Annotated in this window: 15 protein-coding genes; 4 read left to right on the forward strand and 11 right to left on the reverse strand. The window is 50.6% G+C overall.

The features are described from left to right. Nucleotides 1–257: 257 nt before the first annotated feature. Together AB1757_02950 and AB1757_02955 are read left to right on the forward strand one after the other, a co-directional pair. Entirely contained in the window at nucleotides 258–1,634 is a 1,377-nt protein-coding gene (locus tag AB1757_02950) for a hypothetical protein (protein ID MEW6125996.1), read from the forward strand. 338 nt (nucleotides 1,635–1,972) lie between these two features. Next, nucleotides 1,973–2,143, forward strand: a complete 171-nt coding sequence (locus tag AB1757_02955; GenBank protein MEW6125997.1) for a winged helix-turn-helix domain-containing protein — start codon at nucleotides 1,973–1,975, stop codon at nucleotides 2,141–2,143. A gap of 143 nt (nucleotides 2,144–2,286) precedes the next feature. Here AB1757_02955 and AB1757_02960 read toward each other — a convergent pair whose 3' ends face one another. From AB1757_02960 to AB1757_02985, 6 genes are read right to left on the reverse strand one after another with little or no spacing between them, the layout of a single operon-like run. Continuing rightward, nucleotides 2,287–3,696 (reverse strand): ATP-binding protein, encoded by a 1,410-nt coding sequence (locus tag AB1757_02960; protein ID MEW6125998.1) that lies wholly within the window; start codon nucleotides 3,694–3,696, stop codon nucleotides 2,287–2,289. Between the two features lies 1 nt (nucleotide 3,697). Continuing rightward, nucleotides 3,698–4,378 (reverse strand): response regulator transcription factor, encoded by a 681-nt coding sequence (locus tag AB1757_02965; GenBank protein ID MEW6125999.1) that lies wholly within the window; start codon nucleotides 4,376–4,378, stop codon nucleotides 3,698–3,700. Nucleotides 4,379–4,427: 49 nt separating this feature from the next. Then, a complete protein-coding gene (locus tag AB1757_02970; GenBank protein MEW6126000.1) occupies nucleotides 4,428–4,955 on the reverse strand; it encodes a DUF2231 domain-containing protein in 528 nt (175 codons plus the stop codon). An 11-nt stretch (nucleotides 4,956–4,966) separates the two neighbouring features. Next, the gene (locus AB1757_02975; GenBank protein ID MEW6126001.1) at nucleotides 4,967–8,104 is read right to left on the reverse strand and encodes a CusA/CzcA family heavy metal efflux RND transporter; all 3,138 of its coding nucleotides are present in this window, start codon (nucleotides 8,102–8,104) and stop codon (nucleotides 4,967–4,969) included. Nucleotides 8,105–8,129: 25 nt separating this feature from the next. After that, nucleotides 8,130–9,332, reverse strand: coding sequence for an efflux RND transporter periplasmic adaptor subunit (locus AB1757_02980; protein ID MEW6126002.1), 1,203 nt, complete (start codon nucleotides 9,330–9,332; stop codon nucleotides 8,130–8,132). Between the two features lie 2 nt (nucleotides 9,333–9,334). Further along, nucleotides 9,335–10,639, reverse strand: a complete 1,305-nt coding sequence (locus AB1757_02985) for a TolC family protein (GenBank protein MEW6126003.1) — start codon at nucleotides 10,637–10,639, stop codon at nucleotides 9,335–9,337. A 241-nt stretch (nucleotides 10,640–10,880) separates the two neighbouring features. Here AB1757_02985 and AB1757_02990 point away from each other — a divergent pair, with 241 nt between their 5' ends. Together AB1757_02990 and AB1757_02995 are read left to right on the forward strand one after the other, a co-directional pair. Then, entirely contained in the window at nucleotides 10,881–11,441 is a 561-nt protein-coding gene (locus tag AB1757_02990; GenBank protein ID MEW6126004.1) for a sigma-70 family RNA polymerase sigma factor, read from the forward strand. A gap of 78 nt (nucleotides 11,442–11,519) precedes the next feature. Further along, nucleotides 11,520–15,914 carry a protein kinase gene (locus AB1757_02995; protein ID MEW6126005.1) on the forward strand — a complete coding sequence of 1,465 codons (4,395 nt, stop codon included), beginning with the start codon at nucleotides 11,520–11,522 and terminating at the stop codon, nucleotides 15,912–15,914. Between the two features lie 109 nt (nucleotides 15,915–16,023). Here AB1757_02995 and AB1757_03000 read toward each other — a convergent pair whose 3' ends face one another. The 5 genes from AB1757_03000 to AB1757_03020 form a co-directional block, all read right to left on the reverse strand. Next, entirely contained in the window at nucleotides 16,024–16,497 is a 474-nt protein-coding gene (locus AB1757_03000) for a hypothetical protein (GenBank protein ID MEW6126006.1), read from the reverse strand. A gap of 157 nt (nucleotides 16,498–16,654) precedes the next feature. After that, nucleotides 16,655–17,026: a cupin domain-containing protein gene (locus AB1757_03005; GenBank protein ID MEW6126007.1), complete on the reverse strand. Its 372-nt coding sequence runs from the start codon at nucleotides 17,024–17,026 to the stop codon at nucleotides 16,655–16,657. Between the two features lie 101 nt (nucleotides 17,027–17,127). Next, the gene (locus tag AB1757_03010) at nucleotides 17,128–17,859 is read right to left on the reverse strand and encodes an MBL fold metallo-hydrolase (GenBank protein MEW6126008.1); all 732 of its coding nucleotides are present in this window, start codon (nucleotides 17,857–17,859) and stop codon (nucleotides 17,128–17,130) included. A gap of 167 nt (nucleotides 17,860–18,026) precedes the next feature. Further along, complete coding sequence (locus AB1757_03015) at nucleotides 18,027–18,872, reverse strand: DUF5602 domain-containing protein (GenBank protein MEW6126009.1); 846 nt, start codon at nucleotides 18,870–18,872, stop codon at nucleotides 18,027–18,029. A gap of 212 nt (nucleotides 18,873–19,084) precedes the next feature. Next, a complete protein-coding gene (locus AB1757_03020; GenBank protein ID MEW6126010.1) occupies nucleotides 19,085–21,280 on the reverse strand; it encodes a glycoside hydrolase family 44 protein in 2,196 nt (731 codons plus the stop codon). Nucleotides 21,281–21,375: the final 95 nt, after the last annotated feature.

A 21,375-nucleotide genomic window follows, 5' to 3' on the forward strand; every position in this document is an offset into this window, starting at 1 on the left:
AAAGATGTGCCACAGCCTGTCAATCTGCAAAGGACTTGATATGGATTTGATTTAAATTATCCGAGAGCCAGCGGAACCGGTATCACATTGACCAACTGAATCTCGCAATGTGATCTGGCAAAATTTCTAAATGGAAAGCACTAAAGTTATACTCCCCCTAAAATTGCCATACAAGTATTGGAACGTTATTAAACGTTTGCTAACATATCTTTGAACGGTTCCAACCTTGGTAATTATCTAAAGATTAAGAGACACTTATGAGTGACTTGGCTCTCGAAATCAGTTCTTCTCTTACGAACGAGCAAAAGCGTGCGGCGCTTGATGCTGTACTGCACAGCCAAACCTTTTCCCGCGCTGACCAGTTGCGGTGTTTCCTGAAGTATGTCTGTGAAATGGAGATGTCCGGGCGCGGTCAGGAATTGACAGAGTATCTTATCGGCATCGAAATTCTCAGGCGACCAGATACTTATTCGCCGGGTGACGATTCGGTAGTACGCACAAGGGCATTTGCGCTCAGGAAAAAGTTGCAGGAGTTTTATGAGCACGAACAGCCCAATGCCACCCTGCGCATCGAGTTTCTGAAAGGCTCTTACTGTCCGCACTTTGTTGAAAAACAGGCGCGTCAAGAAGCAAATGGTGCCGAAACATCCGGCAATCATCTTGTCCCACAGCCTATCCATTCACCCATGGCGCACCAAGAATTGCCTCCTGCCAAAGCAGCGAGTCGGCGTGAATGGGAAAGCGGTTGGCTGCTTCCCTTCAGCGCCGGAATCGTGTTGACGGCGCTGCTCGCCGGTGGGCTTTACTGGTGGAAGGGAACCAAACCGATTACTAATGTTGTCTCGCGTAACCCGGCACCGATTTTGGCTGAAGCCTGGGGACCGCTACTGACGCCCAATGCCGATGTGCTGCTCTGTGTCGCTAATCCGCCCGCTTTTTCGGTACTTCCGGGACCCTTCTCACCCCCTGCACCCCAAACCCCACTCGCCGGTGAGCGACCTCTGCCGCAGGACCTTTATGACCTATACACCACGCGTTACCCTGCGACAGCTAACCTGAGTTTAACCATCACGACAAATGCGACTTACTGGGGAGATGTCTTGGGCGCACTGGCGGCGCTCAAAACCCTTAATACTGCCAATGTTTCACCGCAGATGTTCCCCGAAATGGTCACATCGATGTCGACACTGCGCCGTCGCAATGTGATCTTGTTTGGCGCGTCCGCATACAGCCCGATAGTTACCCGCTTTCTGGAAAAATGTCCCCTACATGTCAACTATCTGGATGCCATTGTCGGCCCGGCCACGGAACAGTTACCGGTGACCCGTTACGCGCTTAAACGTGATCAACAGCAGCGATTGACGCAGGTCTTTGGCTTGATTACCGTGCTGTCCGGCGAAAGCACTGCCAATCAGCAGCCTCGCATCCTCATCTTTTCAGGAGTGAATTCAGCCGGCACACAAGCGGCGGCTGAGTTTTTCAGCTCGCCCGACCACCTGCTCGAATTGAAGAATCAATTGAAAAAAGCCGGATACGATACTTTCCCACCAGCCTATCAGGTAGTGGTCAGAGCCGAGACCGATGACAGTATTCTTATTAACTTCAGCTATGAGGACTATCGTATCATTCCGTAATCGGACTGCGATTGAAAACACTTACTCCTTAACCTTTACCATCCTTCTTGGTTTTACCTCCACCGCTGCTACCTCTTTAGCGAACGGGAGGCAGGAGCAAAGATAACTATATAAATCCTTCAGGAATTTAAGAATAACAGTTGGGACGCAATAACCTTTCTATAAGGGGAAAACCGGGAAACAGCGGGAAGGTAAAGGAGAGACAGCAAAGCACAGGCAATTGTTTATTCAAACTCATAACCCAAAGGTCGTAGGTTCAAACCTTACCCCCGCCACCAGTTTTTTCAATAAATTAAGGCGAGCTAACCGGCTTGCCTTTTTGCTTTTGTGTCCGTAAGGTGACCGACCGTTGTGTCCTGCCTGATTTCCACCTTCTGCGGTTCTCATCAGCCTGCTGGCGCGCGCCGATGATTCAACAACTCATCCTCGAAAAATTCGCGGTCACCTACTCGGTCTTCTACATCGCTCGGTTGCTCAAGCGTCTCGGCTTCTCTTATCAAACCGCTTGATAGGTTGAAAAGTGATGAGAGCAAATTTAAGCAAAATCAGAAAGGACCTATGCATCCCGACATACCAACACTCACCGTTCGCATAAATGACAATTGGCGATAAATTGCCGTGCAGTTCGGTTGATTGGCACATCGGATAGGGTTTAGTTGGAATCGTATTTCGGCAGGCAAATGCGAAAACAACTGCCCTCATTCAAAGAACTCTTAACGCTGATTTCGCCGCCGTGCGCCGCGACGATGCCTTTGCAGATGGCAAGTCCTAAACCGACGCCGCCGCTTCTCAAAGTGCGCGCTTTGTCGGCTCGCCAGAATCGCTCAAACACTCTGGCTTTCTGTTCATCACCGATGCCGATGCCGTTATCACGCACTTCAATCCACACCTCTTTGTCGCTCGCGCCGGCGCTTATATCAATACGACCGCCTGCGGGTTTGCTGTAAGCAATCGCGTTGCTGATTAAATTCGTCAGCAGGCGTTTGAGTTTCGCAGGGTCAGCGATGACTGCAAAATTCGCGGGGATATTTGCCGACAGGGCAATCTGTTTTTTCTCGGCATCCGGTTCGTATTGCGAAAGCGTCTCTTCAACCAAAGGCTTTAATTCAACTTCGTATAAATCGAGATTGAGTTGTTTGGCATCGGCGCGCGCCAGTTCAAGCAAATCTTCCGTCAGCCGCGTTAACGCCGAAACATCTTCGAGACAACTTTCCAGCACCGCGCGATAATGTTCTGCCGAGCGACTTTGCCTGAGCGCGACTTCAATCTGCCCGCGCAAAGCCGCAAGCGGCGAGCGCAATTCGTGTGAAGCGTCGGCAGCAAATCGCTGATGCGATTCAATCAAACTGTAGAGCCGGTCGAGCATATCATTTAACAGATTAGTCAGGCGTCCGAGTTCATCATCGGTCTGTGGCTCTTCAAGGCGCAGGCGCAAATGGTCAAAGCCAATAACCCGCGCCCGCCGCGCAATCAAATCCACCGGACGCAGCGCCAAGGTTGCCAGCCGGTAACCCACCAAAGCCGTAGCCAGCAGCGCCATCAAGCCGATGATAATCAAATTGCGTTTTAAAGAACCGAGCACCGCCTGCATCGGTTCTTCGGGTGTGGCGACGACAAAAACATAACGTTGATTATCTTTTTCGGCGAGTAAACTCACCCCGTAACCGGGATGGTCATCCAAAGAGACTTTGGTAAACAGCGCCTGCCCGCTTAACGCCGTATCCATCACCTCGCGGGTGATGAGTGGCGCGCGGCTGACCAGTTGCGGCGATTGATTGACGATGTCGCCTGCGGGAGTGAGTATCTGCACATATTTTTCGATGTGCTGTTCGTTCGGATGATTGAAATCGTGCAGGTGGACGCCTTGATATTCGTCGATTGCCGAAGCCACTTCGGTAAGCGCCAATGTCCTCAAATTGGCTTCCAGAGCCGATTTCAGGTTATAGCTCAAACTGAAATAGATGCCGATTAAGGTCAAAGTCAACAACACGCCAAAGACCAGCGTCCAGTTGAGCGTCAGGCGGGCGCGAAAGCTCCGTGGTTTAAACGGCAACCTCAACATCTTAATCTCGCGGTTTCTGTTTCAACATATAACCGAGTCCACGCAATGTATGAATCAATTTGAAATTCGGGTCGGTGTCGATTTTTTTTCTCAGGTAATTGATATAAACATCGACGACATTGCTGAACGGGTCATAGCTTGCATCCCAGACATGGTCTGCGAGTTGTTGGCGCGTCAGAACTTTTCCCGGATGACGAATGAAATATTCCAGTAAACCGTATTCACGGGCGGTTAATTCAACCGCCTCACCGTGGACTTTTACCGTATGACCGAGGCGATCAATGGAAACATTTTCATAAGTCAACACCGCGTCTTCCAGCACCGGACCGCGACGCAGGAGCGCGCGAACCCTTGCCAACAGTTCATCGAAGACAAACGGCTTGGTCAAATAATCATCGGCTCCCGAATCCAACCCGGCGATTTTATCTGTGGTTTTATCGCGCGCCGTGAGCATCAAAATCGGCGTGTGATTTTTTGCCTGTCGCAAGGCGCAGCAAACTGCAAGCCCATCCATCTTTGGCAAAAGAATATCCAGTATGATCAAGTCGTAATGGTTGGTTGCGGCTATAAATTCACCGGCTTCGCCATCGGTTGCGACATCGACAACGAATTTTTCTTCGCTGAGACCGAGCTTGAGCAATTCGCAAATCTTCGTGTCATCTTCGATAACTAAAATTTTCATAGCCTCAACGAACCTTACGACTGATGTTGAATCAGCGCAATTTTCGCATTTAGTCATCATCTTTGCTACCGCGCTTTTTCTCAGTTTCCGAATCGTTGGATTTATCTTCTGCCTGGTTACCGGTTGATTGTGGATTGGTTGCGCGAATTTCCGTATGGCGTATCTCGCCGCCGAGGTTTGCCGTATAACCCATTAAACCAACGGTGACCAGCGACAGCGCGACCAGCAACATCATCAAGAGATTCGAGATGGCTTTTCCGCCGCGCGCGAGCAACAGACTGACTGCGGCAAGCGCGCCGGTAATCAAAATGGCAATCAAAGAAAATTTGGCGAAATCTTCGTGGCGTTCAATGATGGCATCGGTAACCCCCGGCAAATGTTCGGCAACCTCTTCGGCAGGCTCCCCCGTCAGATAAACCGGTATCGCGGTGATTGCGGTAAACACCAGAACGCCGAGGACGACTTTCTGCAAGGTCTGATTTTTCATCAGCAGAGAAACGATCAATAGACCAAAAGCGAAAATCATGCCGATCACCGGCAAATGATTCAGCATTAAATGGACGTGTGCCCAATTCATATACGACCTCCTTAAAGCGACCTGCCGGTCACTTCGTCATTGGGTTCACCTGATTCATCAGATGAATCGTCATGCAAAATCGCTTTCAAACTCTTTCTTTCAAAAATGCAATAGAGCACCGGCAAAACAAAGAGCGTCAGCAGTGTTGATGTGATTAGTCCGCCGATAACTACGGTTGCCAGCGGACGTTGAATTTCCGCGCCGGGATTGGTCGAAAGCGCCATCGGAATAAAACCGAGACTGGCGACCAGCGCGGTCATCAGTACCGGTCTCAGACGAACGCTTGCGCCTTCTAAAACCGCCTGCGTCACACTTCTGCCTTCGCCGCGCAGGGTGTTGATGTAGGAAACCATCACCACGCCGTTTAATACCGCGACGCCAAAAAGCGCGATGAATCCGACTGATGCCGAAAGATTCAAATTGAGTTCCCGCAACCACAATGCGCCGATGCCGCCAACCAGCGCGAACGGCACATTCATAATGATTAAAAACGAATGTTTGACCGAACCGAACATCGCAAATAACAGACCGAAAATAAACAGCAGCGCCAGCGGCACAACAATCATCAGTCTGCGGGTGGCGCGTTGCTGATTTTCAAATTGCCCGCCCCATTCCATCAGATACCCGGCAGGCAATTTGATTTCGCGGTCGATGGCTTTCTGCGCTTCGCCGACGAAACTGCCGATGTCTCTGCCGCGCACGTTGGATTGAATGACGATGCGACGCTGGCTGTTTTCGTGATTGATAATTTCCGGGGCATTGACGACCGTAATCTTTGCGACCTGCGCAAGCGACAAACGTTCACCGCCCGGCGCTGTCAGTTGCAAATCAGCGATAGCTTCAATATCGTTGCGCAAGGCTTCGGGAAAGCGCACCAGCACATCGAAACGTTTCTGCTCTTCAATCAATTCCGTAGCCACTTTGCCGCCCACAGCGGTCTCGACCAAATCCTGCGCGTCCTGAACATTCAAGCCATAACGCGCCAACTCTTCGCGGTTCAATTCAATCTGTAGCTGCGATGAACCCGACAGCACTTCTGCCTGTACATCTGCTGCGCCTTTGACTTTGGTTAAAACCTGGCGAATGTTTTCGGCTTCTCTCTCAAGCACAGCGGTGTCTTCGCCGTATAATTTAACGGCGACATCGGCTTTTACGCCTGAAACCACTTCATCCAGGCGCATCGCCATCGGTTGCGTGAAGTTGTAATTGACGCCGGGCAATTTGCGCAGTTCAACGTCCATCGCTTCAATCAATTCTTCTTTAGTGCGATGGCTTGCCCACGATTCGTGAGGGTGCAAGATGACATACACATCGCCTTGATAAATGCCCATCGCTTCGGTTGCTACATCAGGTCTGCCGATTTTCGTGACCACCGTTTCGACTTCGGCAAATGATTTAACAATCTTTTCAACCTTGGTGCTGATGTCCACCGATTCGCTAAGCGACACGCTCGGCAATTTGCGCGTTTCAATCAGCAGCGACCCTTCATCGAGTCTCGGCATAAACTCTGTGCCGATAAACGCCAGCGAACCGATGGCAACCGTAACCAGAATCAATGCCACGCCAACCGTCAGCCATTTGTGATGCAAGGCGCTCTTTAAGCTGCGCTCATAAATTTTGCGAATCAGTTCAAACAAGCGCCCGCGATGTTCTTTGATGCCGCCGCGCAACAGCAGCGATGACATCGCCGGAACATAGGTGAGCGCCATCAAGAGCGACCCTAACAGTGCAGCGCAGACCGCAAGCGCCATCGGCACAAACATCTTGCCTTCCATGCCTTGCAAGGTGAAGATGGGCAGATAGACGGCGATGATAATCATCACACCAAAAACAATCGGTCGCGCCACTTCAAGCGCCGAAGCTTGCAGGATGGCTTGCGTATGCGCCGGTGTGTGGTTTTCTTTTTCTTCGCTCAAATGACGCACGAAGTTTTCCATCATCACCACTGCGCCATCAACGATGAGTCCGAAATCGATTGCGCCAAGACTCATGAGGTTTGCCGAAATGCCCAGCAGTCGCATGAAAATAAATGCCACCATCATCGAAAGCGGAATCACCGAAGCGACAATCACCGAAGCGCGAATGTTTCTTAAAAAGAGAAAGAGAATAATGATGACCAGCGCGCCGCCTTCGAGCAGATTCTTTTTTACCGTTTGAATGGTGCGATCAATTACTGAAGTCTGGTCGTAAAACGGTTTGATTTTGACATCAGCGGGAAGCGATTTTGAGATTTCATCAATCTTTTCTCTGGCGCGTTCAGCGACCGCTTTGCCATTTTCGCCTTTGAGCATGATGATCATGCCGGAAACCGTTTCGCCCGTGCCGTCGCGTGTGACCGCGCCTTGACGCGCCAGCGCGCCGACTTTAACTTCCGCGACTTCGCTTAAAAAAATCGGTGTACCCTGATGCGACCCGATGACAATCTTATTCAAATCGTTTTCGTTTTTTGCCAGTCCCAGTCCGCGAATGATGTATTGTTCCGAACGATGTTCGATGAATCCGCCGCCGAAATTGGCATTGTTGGCGCTGACGCTATCAAAGACCTGTCTGAGCGTCAGGTTGTATTTCAGCAGTCGCGCAGGGTCAACGAGAATGTGAAACTGTTTGGTGAACCCACCCCACGAATTGATTTCGCTGACGCCGGGCACGGCTCGCAGTTGCGTGCGAATCGACCAATCGTGAAGGGTTTTTAAATCAAGCGGGCTTTGATTGCCTTCGATGGTGTATTGATAAATTTCTCCGAATGCGGTTGCCACAGGTCCCAGCGTTGGTTCAAGCCCAGCGGGGATGCGCGCCTTGGCTTCCTGCAAGCGTTCGTTAATCAATTGCCGCGCAAAATAGGTATCAACGCGGTCTTCAAAAACCACGGTGACCAGTGACAATCCGAATTTGGAAATCGAGCGCACCTCTTCGGTGTGCGGCACGCCCATCATCGCGCTTTCAATCGGAAAAGTGATTTGCGGTTCAATCTCTGCGGCAGCCATGCCGGGCGCTTCGGTGATGATGGTGACCTGATTGTTGGTCAGGTCTGGAAATGCATCAATCGGAATGGTTGACAGGGCATAAATACCGGCTAAGAAAATCGACAGCACCCAAGCCAGCAACATGAATCTCTGTGTGAATGAAAATTTAATCAGTGCTCGTATCATCGTGCGAAAATTTTTCAGCCAGGGGTTATTCTTCTTCGGCAAAACGCGATTTCAAAAATTCGGATTTGAGCAGGAAACTGCCTTGCGCAACGACCTTCTGTCCTGCTTCTACGCCTTTGGTAATTTCGACCAATCCATTTTGTTTGCGCCCGGTTGTGACCTCGCGTTTTTCAAAACGATGATTGCCGGTCGAAACAAAAACCACCGATTGTCCGTCAATTTCCTGCACCGCCTGTTCGCTCACCATTTGCGCCATCGCGGTTTCGCCGAGATTTAAATTGACCGTGGCATACATCTCAGGCTTCAACCGTCCCGCCTGGTTTTCCACCAGACAGCGCACTTCAACGGTGCGGGTTTGCGGACTCAGTTGATCGCCGATGCGCACAACCTTGCCGGTAAAGGTAGTGTCGGGAAATGCCGCGACTTCGATGGTCACGGTTGCGCCGCGTTTAATCGAGGCGAGGTAACGTTCGCCGACTTCGGCAACTACCCAGAGCGAGGCGAGGTTGCTGATGGTGAAAGCCGGTGTGCCGGGTGTTGCGGCTGCGCCGGGCGTGAGGTCGCGTGACATAATGACACCTGAAATCGGTGCCGTGATGGAAACCGAATCGTCATAGGTTCCGCTCTTTTCATTGAGTCCCAGATGTTCGAGATTCGCTACGGTGCGTTCGAGTTCAGCAGTCGCGCGGCGCGCCTCCTGTTCGGCAGCTTTCAAGGCGTTTTCAGCTTCTTCGACTTCGCGATAGGCGATGGCTTTTGCCCGATAGAGTCGCTGCGCCCGTTCATAAGCCGATTTCGCAAAAGCCAACTGGCTGTTTTTCATATCAAGTTCCGCGTGCGCTTTGTCATTGTCGGCGCGCGCATCATGCACTTCGTGGGTGTGCATCAGCGCCAACACTTGCCCCTGGCGAACCCGGTCACCGAGTTGGACGAGCACCTTTTCAACGCGCCCTTCAAAAAGTGCTCCGACATGCACGGTGCGTTCTTCGTTGACCACGACGCGACCAGTGACGCGCAAGGGAACTGTGAGCAGTTGTTCGACAACTTCGGTTTCGACGAACTGCGCGTAACGAGCGGAATCGGGTGAAAGCTCAATGATATTGGGGTCGGCTTTGGCGTCGGGTTCGTTGGCTTGCACATTTTCTGACGCCGCTTTGCGACAGCCTGCGGAAATCAAGGTGAAAAGCAGAATGAGCAGCGCGAGCAATTGAATAAGGTTTCGATGCATCTTCATTTCGTGGTTGTCACCTCCTGTCCGCTTGCGAGTTCAAGTTCGGCGAGGCTCAAGCGAAAATCGTAAAGCAGGCGATGGTAGAGCAACCGCGCATCGTTTCGCGCGCGTTGCGCTTCGAGCAATTTATAAAGGTCGGTTGCGCCTTCGCGATACGCCGCCAGCGCCACGTCGCGCGTGTCATCGGCGCGCAAGAGAAAGTCGCTTTGTAAGGCAAAGAGGTTTTGGCGAATTCGTTCGCTCGCCTGATAAGCGGTCTGGACTTCGGCGCGAATAAAATTTTCTTCGGCGGATAATTCGTGTTCGATGGCAGCAATCTCTGCGGCGGCGCGACCAATCTCGCCCTGATTTTTATTGAAGAGATGCAGCGGAATCGAAATGCCCGCAATGAAAGTATTAAATCCAGTGGTGCGTTTATAACCAAACGATGCCGACCAATCGCTCTTGGCATTCGCCTCGGCTAAACGCAAAGCCGCTTTGGCGTGTTCGAGCCGGGCACGCAGGGTGAGCAGTTCCGGGCGCTTGGCGAGCGCCTGTTGCAGCAATTCAGAAAGCGGCGCAGCAACCGGCGCATTCGCAAGTCTCGCTGTAGGGGTTAAATCGGCTTCATCGGTTACGCGAAAGTTGGTATTGAATTGCGCTTCGCCTATGGTTTTCAGTAGTTCAAGTTTGGCGCGTTCCAATTCCAAAGCAACTGTGGCTTCGTGGGTGGTCGCGGTTTGCATTTCCAGACGCGCGCGAATCAATTCGCCTTCGGCTGTGTAACCTTCGCGCACGCGGACATCGTTGTACTTAACCAACTGGTCAAGGTTTTGCCGGTTTTCACTGAGGATTTCCAGCAATGATTGGGCGACCACCGCTTTGTAATAGCTTCGCAAAATCTCCAGTGTCAGTCGCCGTTTCAAGGTTTCGAGTTCAGCCTGTAAAACCTCTTCGGCTTGGGCGGCGACTTCACGCCGACGCGCCGCTTTGCCGCCGCGTTCCAGCGTCTGCGTTCCGTAAATGAAGAGGTCGAGGTCTTGACTGGCTTTAAATGGCGGCTCACCGGTAAATCGCCAGTTTTCGCTTTGAAAAGTGATAGAGGGATTCAGGCGCGCAGCAGCAAATTGGCGGAATTGTTCAGCGCCTTCGATGCGTGAACGAACGGCGGCAAGCGCCGGGTGCTTGGTTAACGCCTGACTGAGACATTGGCTGAGCGTCAGGGTTGGCGCTGATGGATTTGTGGATAGTTGTTGGGCAAAGCCGTTCGGCGAATAAATGAACCAATAAATGATGGTAAATATCAAGGCATAGCGTCGGGTCATAAGCAATATCAATTCGTCTTCAGAAACAGATTTTACCGGTGCGACTGATGGCTCAGGATTCCACTGGGGCGCAGGCTTTCTTCGTCAGCCTTGCAACAGCAAATTCGCTTTAGCGGCAATATAGCAAAAGAAGATTAGGCGAAGATTAAAACCACCCTGAGAGTGCTTCGTTGACTTGAAGGGCGATTTTTCATATGCTCACACTGATAAAAATCGGTAGCGTTTTTTATCCACAAGATTCATGGATACATCCTCAAAAAACGACGTGACCAATCTCTTAGTCGCCTGGGGTGAAGGCAATAAAGAGGCATTGGGAGAACTGCTGCCGATGGTCTACCGGGAACTCCACCAGATTGCCGACCGTTATTTGCGACGCGAACGCATTGACCACACCTTGCAGGCGACCGCCCTGGTTCACGAAGCCTATTTCAAACTGGTTGACCAATCGCGTGTTCACTGGCAAAACCGCGCGCACTTTTTCGGGGTGGCGGCGCAAGCCATGCGACGCATACTGATTGACCATGCCCGCAATTATCAAACCGAAAAACGCGCCGGGGTTAAACTGTCGCTCGATGATGATATTGATATTTCCGACCAGCGCGCCAGTGAACTCATCGCCCTCGATGATGCGCTCAATGCGCTTGCCGAAATCGATAAACAAAAAAGCCGCATCGTTGAACTCAAATTTTTCGGCGGTCTTTCCATTGAAGAGATTGCCGAAGTTTTAGGCATCGGCACCGCCACAGTGATTCGCCAGTGGCGGCTCGCCAAAGCCTGGCTTTATTCGGAAATTAACAAATAAATTTTTGACTTCCAGATTTCTGCCTCCCACAATTACAATTTATTAGTAACCGCTGCCTGAACCAGTAACCCGTTTTGTATGACACCCGAACATTGGCAAAAAATTGAAGAGTTGTTTAATCAAGCTGTCGAAATGCCGCCCGATAGTCGCGATGTCTTTTTGCGTGAAGCCTGTGGTGACAATAGCGAATTGCGCGCCCAGGTTGAAAAGCTCATTCAAGCCGATGAAGATGCCGGTGATTTTATCGAATCCACTGTTCCGCTTTCGCACATCACCAAATTCGCCGACGCCCTGAATGATTACCCGGTGGACGGCATGATTGGTCGTAAAGTCGGGGCTTACGAAGTGGAACGCGAAATCGGACGCGGCGGCATGGGGGCAGTTTATCTGGCATCGCGCGCCGACAAAGTTTTCTTTAAGCGGGTCGCCATCAAATTAATCAAACGCGGCATGGATACCGATTTCATCATTCGCCGCTTTCGCAATGAGCGCCAGATTCTTGCAAACCTTGACCACCCGAATATCGCGCGTCTTTTAGACGGCGGCACCACCGATGACGATTTGCCCTATTTCGTGATGGAGTACATCGAAGGCGAACCGCTCACACGCTACTCTGATAAACGCAAGCTTTCGCTTGCCGACCGCTTGAAACTTTTTCTGCAAGTCTGTTCGGCGGTTCAGTATTCACACCTCAATCAAATCGTGCATCGCGATATTAAACCGAGCAACATTCTGGTGACATCTGATGGCAAGCCCAAGCTCCTGGATTTTGGCATTGCAAAATTGCTCAATCCCGAATTTGCGTTTGACACCCTCGATCCGACGGCAACCGCCATGCGGTTGATGACGCCTGAGTATGCCAGTCCCGAACAATCACGCGGCGAAAAAGTTTCGCCCGCAAGCGACCAGTACAGCCTCGGCGTGTTGTTATATGAACTGATGACAGGTCATCGCCCGTATCGTTTGACCAACTATTTGCCGCACGAAATCGTGCGCATCATTTGCGAAACCGAACCGGAAAAACCGAGCATTGTCATCTCGCGGGTTGAAAAAATTATCAATCGCGATGGCGAAGAGGTCTACTTAACCCCCGAACTCGTAAGCCAGTTGCGCCACACTTCGCCCGAAGGCTTGCAGATGGAACTCGCAAGCGGACTCGACAACATCATCATGCAAATGCTTCGCAAAGATGTGTCGATGCGCTATCCATCCATCGAACATCTGATGGCGGACATCAATCGCTATTTATCGGGCTTTCCGGTCACTGCGCCTTCCTATCATCCGCCGACGCCGGTTATCAAATCGAACACCGGCGATGACCATGCGGCGCAAAATGCCATTGCCATTTTGCCGTTCAAGCTGATTGAAATATCCGGTGAAGAGGATACCGGCAGCAAATTTTTAGGCATCGGGCTTGCCGATTCATTGATTACTCAACTGAGTAACATTCGCAGCTTGACCGTAAGACCGACAGCCTCGGTGATGCGTTATACGGAACTGACGACCGATGCGCTTTCGGTTGGCAAAGAGTTGAATGTCAATTATGTGCTTGATGGTCGCTTGCTGAAATCCGGCGACCGCATACGCATCACCACACAACTCATCAATGTGAAAACCGAATCGCCGCAATGGGCAGCGCAATTCGATGAAAAATACACCGACATTCTTGAATTACAGGATTCCATCTCGTCGCAGGTTGTCAAAGAACTGGTCAAAAAAATCTCCGGCGAAGAACGCCAAAAACTGGTTAAACGCGGCACCCATAATTTCAAAGCTTTTGAAGCCTATTTGCGCGGGCGTTACCACTGGCACACCTACACGGAAAGCGGACTGGCGCGCGCCATCACCTGTTTTTATGAAGCCATCGCTTTGGATGAAAATTTTGCAGCGGCTTATTCGGGGGTTGCCGATTATCATAACCTCCTGGGCGTTACATCGGTGTTATCGCCCGCCGATACCTTTCCGGCTGCCAAAGAAGCGGCGATTCGCGCATTGAAGATTGATAATAAACTCGCGGAAGTTTATTCATCTTTAGGACTCACCGCCTGGGCGTATGATTGGGACGCCGAAAAGAGCGAAGGCTTTTTCAAACGCGCCTTTGAACTCAATAGCAATTATTCGCAAGCCTATGAATGGTACGGTCATTTCTGCACCTCGTATGGTCGTTTTGAAGAAGCCGAAAAATCCATGCGCCGGGCTTTGGAAATTGACCCGCAATCGCGTTCGCTTTATACGATGATGTCGCGGGTTTATTACAATGCGCGACGTTATGAAGAGGCGGTCAAGTTCGCCGATAAATCTTTGGAACTGGAGCCGAATTATTATCTGGCGTTGCAGGGCGCGGCGTGGAGTTTAACCAAAGTCGGACGATTCGATGATGCGCTCGTCGCCGGGCGTAAAGGCGTAGAGGTTTCGGGCGGCAACCCTTTGACGATTTGTTCTTATGCGCGCGCGCTTGCCGATGCCGGGAAAATTGACGAAGCGCGGAAATATCTTGATGAATTAACTCAAGCGGCAGATAAACGTTACATCTCACCGTTTTTTCTTGTCGTCGTGCATACGGCGCTCGGTGAATACGAAGCGGCTTTCAAACAGATTGAAAAATTATTCGAGTATCACGACCATTGGGCGTTGTGGTTGAGGGTTGAACCTTCGCTTGACCCATTGCGTGATGACCCGCGCTTTGGCGAGGTTTTGCAACGCCTGCGACCTTTTAAAACCGGCAACACCGGCGATGATGAAGCGATTGCCACTTTAGTTCACGACGCAGCGCATACCCGAGGCGGAATGGTGGCGACGCCCGAACCCCTCATCGTCAATCGCAATCAGGTGACGGCAGTGATGGACGTTTCGCCAGCGACCGCCAGTTTGGTGGCTGAAAACCAAAGCGATTCACTGCCGGAAAAACCGCTTGAACCAGTGATTACCGCCGAGCAAACCCGCAGGCTCTCTTTAATGCACTGGGCGGTGTTTGCGCTGGTCTTTGCGGCAGTTTGTGCAATCGGTTGGTATGTCTATAAAAACGCGCAAAAGCCTATGGTGTTACGCAAAATTACGCCTGACCTGGCGCAAGCCAGTGTGCCCAAGTCGATTGCAATCTTGCCGTTTAAAACCGATGCCACAGGTGAAACCGAACGCTCAATCAGCATCGGGATTGCCGATGCCATGACATCCAAGTTGAGTGAGTTGCAACAGTTTTCCGTGCGCCCGGTTTCAGCGGTGCGGGTTTATTTCGGAAAGGATGTGGATGAACAAAAAGCCGGTCAGGAACTCGGCGTTGAATACTTGGTCAGCGGTTCGATGGAAAATTTCGATGACGCGGTAAAAGTCAGCGCCCAGTTACAAACCGTCAAAGACGGCAAAGTGTTATGGGCGGATGTGTTCGATGAAAAGCTCACTAATGTTGCCAATCTGCACTCGGCAATTGCCGAACGCATCTTGCGCGTCTTGAAAATCGAATTAACCGCCAGTCAACGCCAACGCCTGAATAAACGCTACACCGAAAACAGCGAAGCCTATCAACTCTATCTCGTCGGGCGTTATCAATGGGGCAAACGCACCGGCAGCGGACTCACCGAAGCAACGCGCAGCTTTGAACAGGCTTTAAAGAAAGACCCGAATTTCGCGCCCGCCTATGCAGGACTTGCCGATTGCTATGCGATATTGAATCAATATCAGGCGATCCCCCCGGCGGATGCGTTTGCCAAAGCCAAAGAGAATGCTTTGAAGGCGCTGGCGATTGATGAATCGCTTGCCGAGCCGCACGCCTCGCTCGCTTTTGTGAAGTTTTATTCGGAACGTGACCGCGCCGGTGCTGAAAAAGAATTTCGTCGCGCCGTTGAACTCAATCCGAGTTATGCCACGGCGCATCACTGGTTCGGCATGATGCTATCGGCATCGGGAAGACACGATGAAGCGATTGCCGAAATCAAACAGGCTGAACAACTCGACATTCGTTCACCGATTATTCGCGCTGCCGCCAGTACGGTCTATTTTTATGCGCGACAATACGACCAAGCCATCGAGCGGGCGAATAAAGCTTTGGAACTTGACCCCGGATTGGTTCCCGCTCATCGGGTTTTGCGCTGGACGTATGAAGCGATGAATCGTTACGAAGACGCCATGAATGCTTATCAAAATGAGAAAAGTTTCAGCGGCGATGCAGATAAAGAGTGGTACGCTATTCTAACCCAACTGCAAGCCATGCGTGGCGAGCGCGATGAAGCCATACGAACCTTGCGCTATTTTATCGCTTCGCCGGAATTCAAACCGGGAGAGACTTATCTGTTTTACGAACTCGCGGTGGCGTTTTCATTGCTCAATCAGAATGATGAAGCCTTGATGTGGCTTGCGAAAGCCGAAGCCTCGAAAACCCACCTGTTTAATTTCGCGCAGGTCGACCCGCGCCTCGACAATCTGCGCGCCGAGCCGCGATTCAATGAACTGATGAGAAAACTCGGTGCCTTCAGTTGAAAACCACTTTAGAACGTTGAGAGAGCGGTCTTTGACCGCGACCGTATGCAAACACGGTCAGAGACCACTCCTTTGGTAAAGCGTTTTGCCGTTCTCTCCAAACCGCGATTCACTTCTTCACGATGTGTTTTAATTTATCAAAGTCCCAGCACAACAGATAAATACTGGCGAGCAGCATCGCGCCGGTAATCACCGGCGTTCCGGTGAAATGCATCGACACCGTGATGAGAAAAATATTCAGGATGATAGGAAAATAAATTACTGCCCCAAGCGTGGTGGTTCGCGGAATCAATAACAGCAAAGCCGCTGTGAGTTGCGCGAGACCGATGAAATTCCAGTAAAAACCTGTACGATAAAACGCTTCAAAGAAAAATCCGACCGGGTTATCCAGCCCCAGCACGGTAAAGCGGTTGCCTAAAACTTTGGTAAGTCCCGATGGCGTAAAGCCGAGTGCTAAGAGAATACGTGTGGCGGTGGTGAATAATCTCGCCCACCGGTTTGGTTTTAATTGAGTCAGTAAAAATTGTTCGGCTTTTTCAATGAGTGAAAGTGATTGATGATTGATTGATAAACTCGATTGCAAAATTGTGCTCCATCATTTTGTTGCTCTCCACCGCAATCGCATACGAAAGATGTTTGAATGGATGTTCCCGAAAAATCAAAAGCCGCGATATGAATTTTCATATCACGGCTTTGATTGATTAGGGGGTGTTAAAGGGCTAAATAAAATCAGTGTCCGCCTACCACGGCAAGTTGATCGGGTCGCCTTCCGCTGTATAGACCCTGACGGGGGATTGATTAAACGTGCCGATGAGCTGCATCTCTTCATCGCCGGTATTCAGGATTTGATGAACTGCGCCCGCCGGAATTAATAACGTCGAGTTCGCAGTAAAGGTTGATGTTTCACCATCAAGAATCAATTGTCCCTGACCGCGTAAAATGACCACTACTTCAGGGCAATCATGTTTATGCGCGGGAGTTCCGCTTTGTGGCGCAACCGTCTGCATCCAGCTTTCGATGCCGTTTACACCGAGTTTCTCACTGGCAATGGTTTGATGGATGATGCCTGGAAAATCAAATTTTTCTAATGCCGAATGTTGAATCACGCTCATGAAAAATCTCCTTTAACCTCATGGATATTCACACCGGATGAAATCCAATTTTTCAAAATTTTATTTCACCATCTTTCAGGCATTCGGCAAATTGGGTATCGCTATCGTGACAGCACTTCAGCCAGAGCGCGCAAAAGTTTTGCGCCATCTCCTTGCCAGGCGCTGCCGTGCATACAGGCAAGCGTTGATGGTTCGGTTGCCGCCAACCGCTCAAGCATCGCACCGGTGTTTTTCGCGTGGGCAAAATAATCCAGTTTCTGGCGCAAGGCTTCGCTTGGTTCAAGAATGTCGGATTGGGTTATTGCCGGATGATTTGCGCCGCCTTGGGTGAACAAATCGCCGCACAAAAAGGTGCGCGTCTGTTCTTCGATTAAATAACCGCATTCCCATCCGTGCGGCAGATGCGGCGTATCAAACCAGCGTACCCGGTGTTTACCAAGCGTCAGGGTCTCACCATCGGCGAGGGCGCGTGGCGCTCGGTCGGCAAGGTCATTAATCGAAGTCATCGCCGCGATGTTGCCACATAGGGGAACCGATTGCGGAGCGGCTACGAGCCATTCGTTTAGCGAGCCGCATTCGTCTGCTTCCACATGCGAAAAAGAGACATAACGGAGTTGTTCGACAGGCATCACGCTTGCAACCGCCTCTTGAACGAGCGAAAACATTTTACGCGGACCCGTATGAAAGAGCAGCGGTTCGTCATCAACGATGAGATATTGATTGAAAGAAAAGCCTCCGGGTCCCACATTCATTGAAACCGGCGTGTTGATACGGTAAATCCCGTCAGCAATCTCATGAATATTGGTTCCCGACTCTGTATTGGTTATTGCCATTGTCAAACTCCTTTCAAAATGGGAATGTCAAAATGTGTCGCAGGTTTTTTATAAGCCTTCACTGCAATGATTCGCAACGTAAACGGAAATAAAAAAAAAGCTGCGCCTGTTGAGCGTTTATTGAGAGACAGGCGCAGCCGTCCAGGGGAGAAAGAATCTCAGTCGATTTATCGCCAGGTTAAATTATCAAGGGCGATGTTATAGACTTTGTTTACCGGGTCGAATTGAATCGAATAACTGGTCGGGTAATAACCGGCTTTTTCAAATTTCGCCGGTTGTTTGACCGGTTGCGAAAAACACGGTTTCGATTCAATGAAGGCTTTGGTAATCATCGGCTCGATGAAGGTGAAATGTCCGTTGTAGCTGCCATAAATCATCGTCGAGGTGAAATGATGCCCGTGAAATTCGTGGGCATTTTTATCAACCCAATGCGAACCCATATTGGCATGTTCGGTTTCAGGCGCATAGAAATAATCCTGCGGGACAAATTCATCTGCCGGTTTCTTTTTGCAGCGTTCCAAATCTTCGCCCTGAGCGGTAATTGCGGCGCGTTCCGATTCCGAAATCATATAGAAATGGAAATCGAAATGACCGACATTATAAATGTGCTCAGGCGGATGACCTTTCGGATTCCAGTTGACGCCGATGTGGTTGAAAGGGGCTACAGGAGCCGATTTCGGGAAATGTAAAACGTATTCGACGCCCATCTCTCCGTTCGGCAATTCCAGCGGCAGTCCGGTCAATGCCGATTCCGAAAGCGCAATGCCCACGGCTACCGGTTTACCGGCTTTGTTCAGGCGAACCCAGGAACGCATATCGCCATTGCCAATGGGCTTAGGTTCGCCGTAAACCGTTCTGCCTTCGGATATCGCAGAACCACCGGGCAATTGACAATCGGGCGAGGCGGATTGCCCCTGATGTTGCGCGTTATGCTGCGCGAAAGAGAATAGATTGAGTGATAAAAGAAGTGAAGCAGTAACCAGCGAGGTCAGTAATCGTTTAAATCGTTTCATACAACAATCTCCTTATGCGATAGCAAACTGTAAAACCAATTTCAGTAATTTTTTGTAATCAATAAATCTTGTGTTTCGCCTTCACTCCTTAACGCGAAAGAAATTGCCGGAATGAATCACCCTGGAAAAAAATTTTTTAATGAATGACGAAAAAGAAAAAGCGCGGAGTCTATTGCTCCGCGCTCAGTATGCAGAAGAAAAGATACTTGGGTTTACTGCTTTACTTTTAATTGAATTTGATTTGAATAACCGGATGTCACGCCGGTTGTTTGATTGAAAGCCTGTACGCGGTAAAGATAATTTCCGCGTCCGGGATACTCCGTATAAGTTGTGGCGTTCGCGCCGACCTGCCCGACACGCGCAAACGCGCCTGTGGCAGTTAAAGCGCGTTCGATGTAAAACCCGGTTTCGTTATTTGCGTTATCAACCCAGAATAATTTCACCCGCGTGTTTTTTACGTTACCCGTCAAATTGCTTGGCGCATTCACCACGGCGGTTGCAGGACTGACATTAATCGTGAGATTCGTTGACGAACTCGCGCCACTGTTATCGGTGACGGTAAGCGTTGCGGTATAAGTTCCGGCGGTTGCGTAGGTGTGGTTTGCGGTTACCCCGGAAGCTGTCGCGCCATCACCGAAATTCCAGGCGTAAGCCGCAATCGTTCCGTCCGGGTCGGTCGAGGCGCTGCCATTGAAATTGACCGCGAGCGGCGCTGTGCCTGATGTTGGACTGGCAGTTGCCGAAGCAACAGGCGGTTGATTACCGGTTGTCGCGGGACTGACGACCAACAAAGTGATGCTTTGCGGCGGTATGGTTAAACTCAAACTGCTGCCGGTGAAATTGATATTCGACAGCCGATTGATTTGATTGGTTGATGTCAATTGCCAGACCTGGGCGATGCCTTGCGCCGGGAAATTCGCGAGGTTAATGGTTGCCGATGTGTTGCCGGATAATTGTTTGCCAACCACCATCAGCGTCAATGCGCCGTCTGCATTTCTCAGCGCCGCAAATGCCGACACATTATCGGGATTGGGCACAGTCGCCTGGACACTGGTATCGCCGAAAGTTGATTGATTGCCATCATAATTGCGATACATTTTTATGGCTTTATAAGTCGGCGTCGCGGCGTCAGGCGTCGTCCAACGATTTGCCAAGTCCAACCCTTCGCGTCCAAAGATGCCGAGAATGTCGGCTTGGGTAGTCGCCCCATTGATATGATTTTCCGCGCCCCAATTGTATTCGGTGATGGCAATCCGGGTGTTGGGATAGTAAGTGTTTACCCAATTTTTCATGCGCGGGATGAGATTGACTTTGTCATTTATCCAGGTTTCATCAACATAACCGGCATCCCACAAGGCGCGGGTCGAACGGTTGCGCCGCAACTGCATGTTCGATGATGTGTCGTTACTGAATTCACCGCCTTGCGGATAAAAATGCAGACTGAAAATATCAACCAGTCGTTGACCTGTGGCGGTATTGCGCTGGCGCAGTTGGTCTAATAGATAAGGCATATAATCCCAACCGCCGTGACTCGAACGGTCAGGCATCAAACTCCAGTTCCAACCGTTGGCTGCGCCCCATTGCTGGTCATAACCGCTCAACCAATATCCCGTCCAGCCCCACTCTTCCGGGGCGACGACGATGGCTGACTGGTCATTGGCTTTGACCTTTGCGGCATAATCGAAAATTTTGTCGCGCACTTCATCCATCGTTGCGCCGGTCGGGTGAACATCGCGATGGGTGGCGTGCCAGATGCTCGGCTCATTGTCGAGAATGTAATAACGCAATCCGCCGTCGGTTGCGCTTCCCCAACGATTCACGAGATGTTGCATCCAGCTTTGTTGAAAGAGCGAATCGACAGCGACGTTTGCATCATTCGGGTCATTGCCTGTGACATATTGACCATTGGCGCGAATGCCATTTCCGGCATCGGGAAACCATTGCCAATCGTTGCCGGTTTGCGCGCCGTATTTGGCAATGGAAAAACTCGCCAGCTTGCTGCGATTGCTGCCGACTTTGGCGACCCAACCGAGCATCGGGATGGTGAGCATCGGTTGGGCATTCGCGGATTTGCTCAGTGAAATAAAGGTGTCGCCCTGTTCGCCCGCGAGATTGCTTGAATAGGCGATGCTTTCGTAGTACCAGTCATTGGCGCGATTGTCGGCGTTGAGTTGCCAGTTGTAACGGGTCGTGGTGTTGCCGCCATGCCGGTTGAGCGGCACATTCAAATCGTTTAATGCAGTTGTATCCGCCCAAGCCACGCCATAAATCAATGGGTTGATTGCCTGACGATTGGCATTGGCATCGACGTTAATGGTGATTGCCGGATTTTGCGCTTGAACCAATGTAATTGGGATGAAAAATGAAACCATGAGCAGCGAAATGAGCATCAACTTGAGTGTTCTCATATGAGAAATCCCTTTCAATATGGCTGAAAAAATTTAGTTTCCCACGCGAATCCCGAATTTAATGATGAGGAAAAATGAGAACGGGCAACGGTCAT

The sequence above is a fragment of the Acidobacteriota bacterium genome (assembly GCA_040754075.1).
Classification (GTDB): domain Bacteria; phylum Acidobacteriota; class Blastocatellia; order UBA7656; family UBA7656; genus JBFMDH01.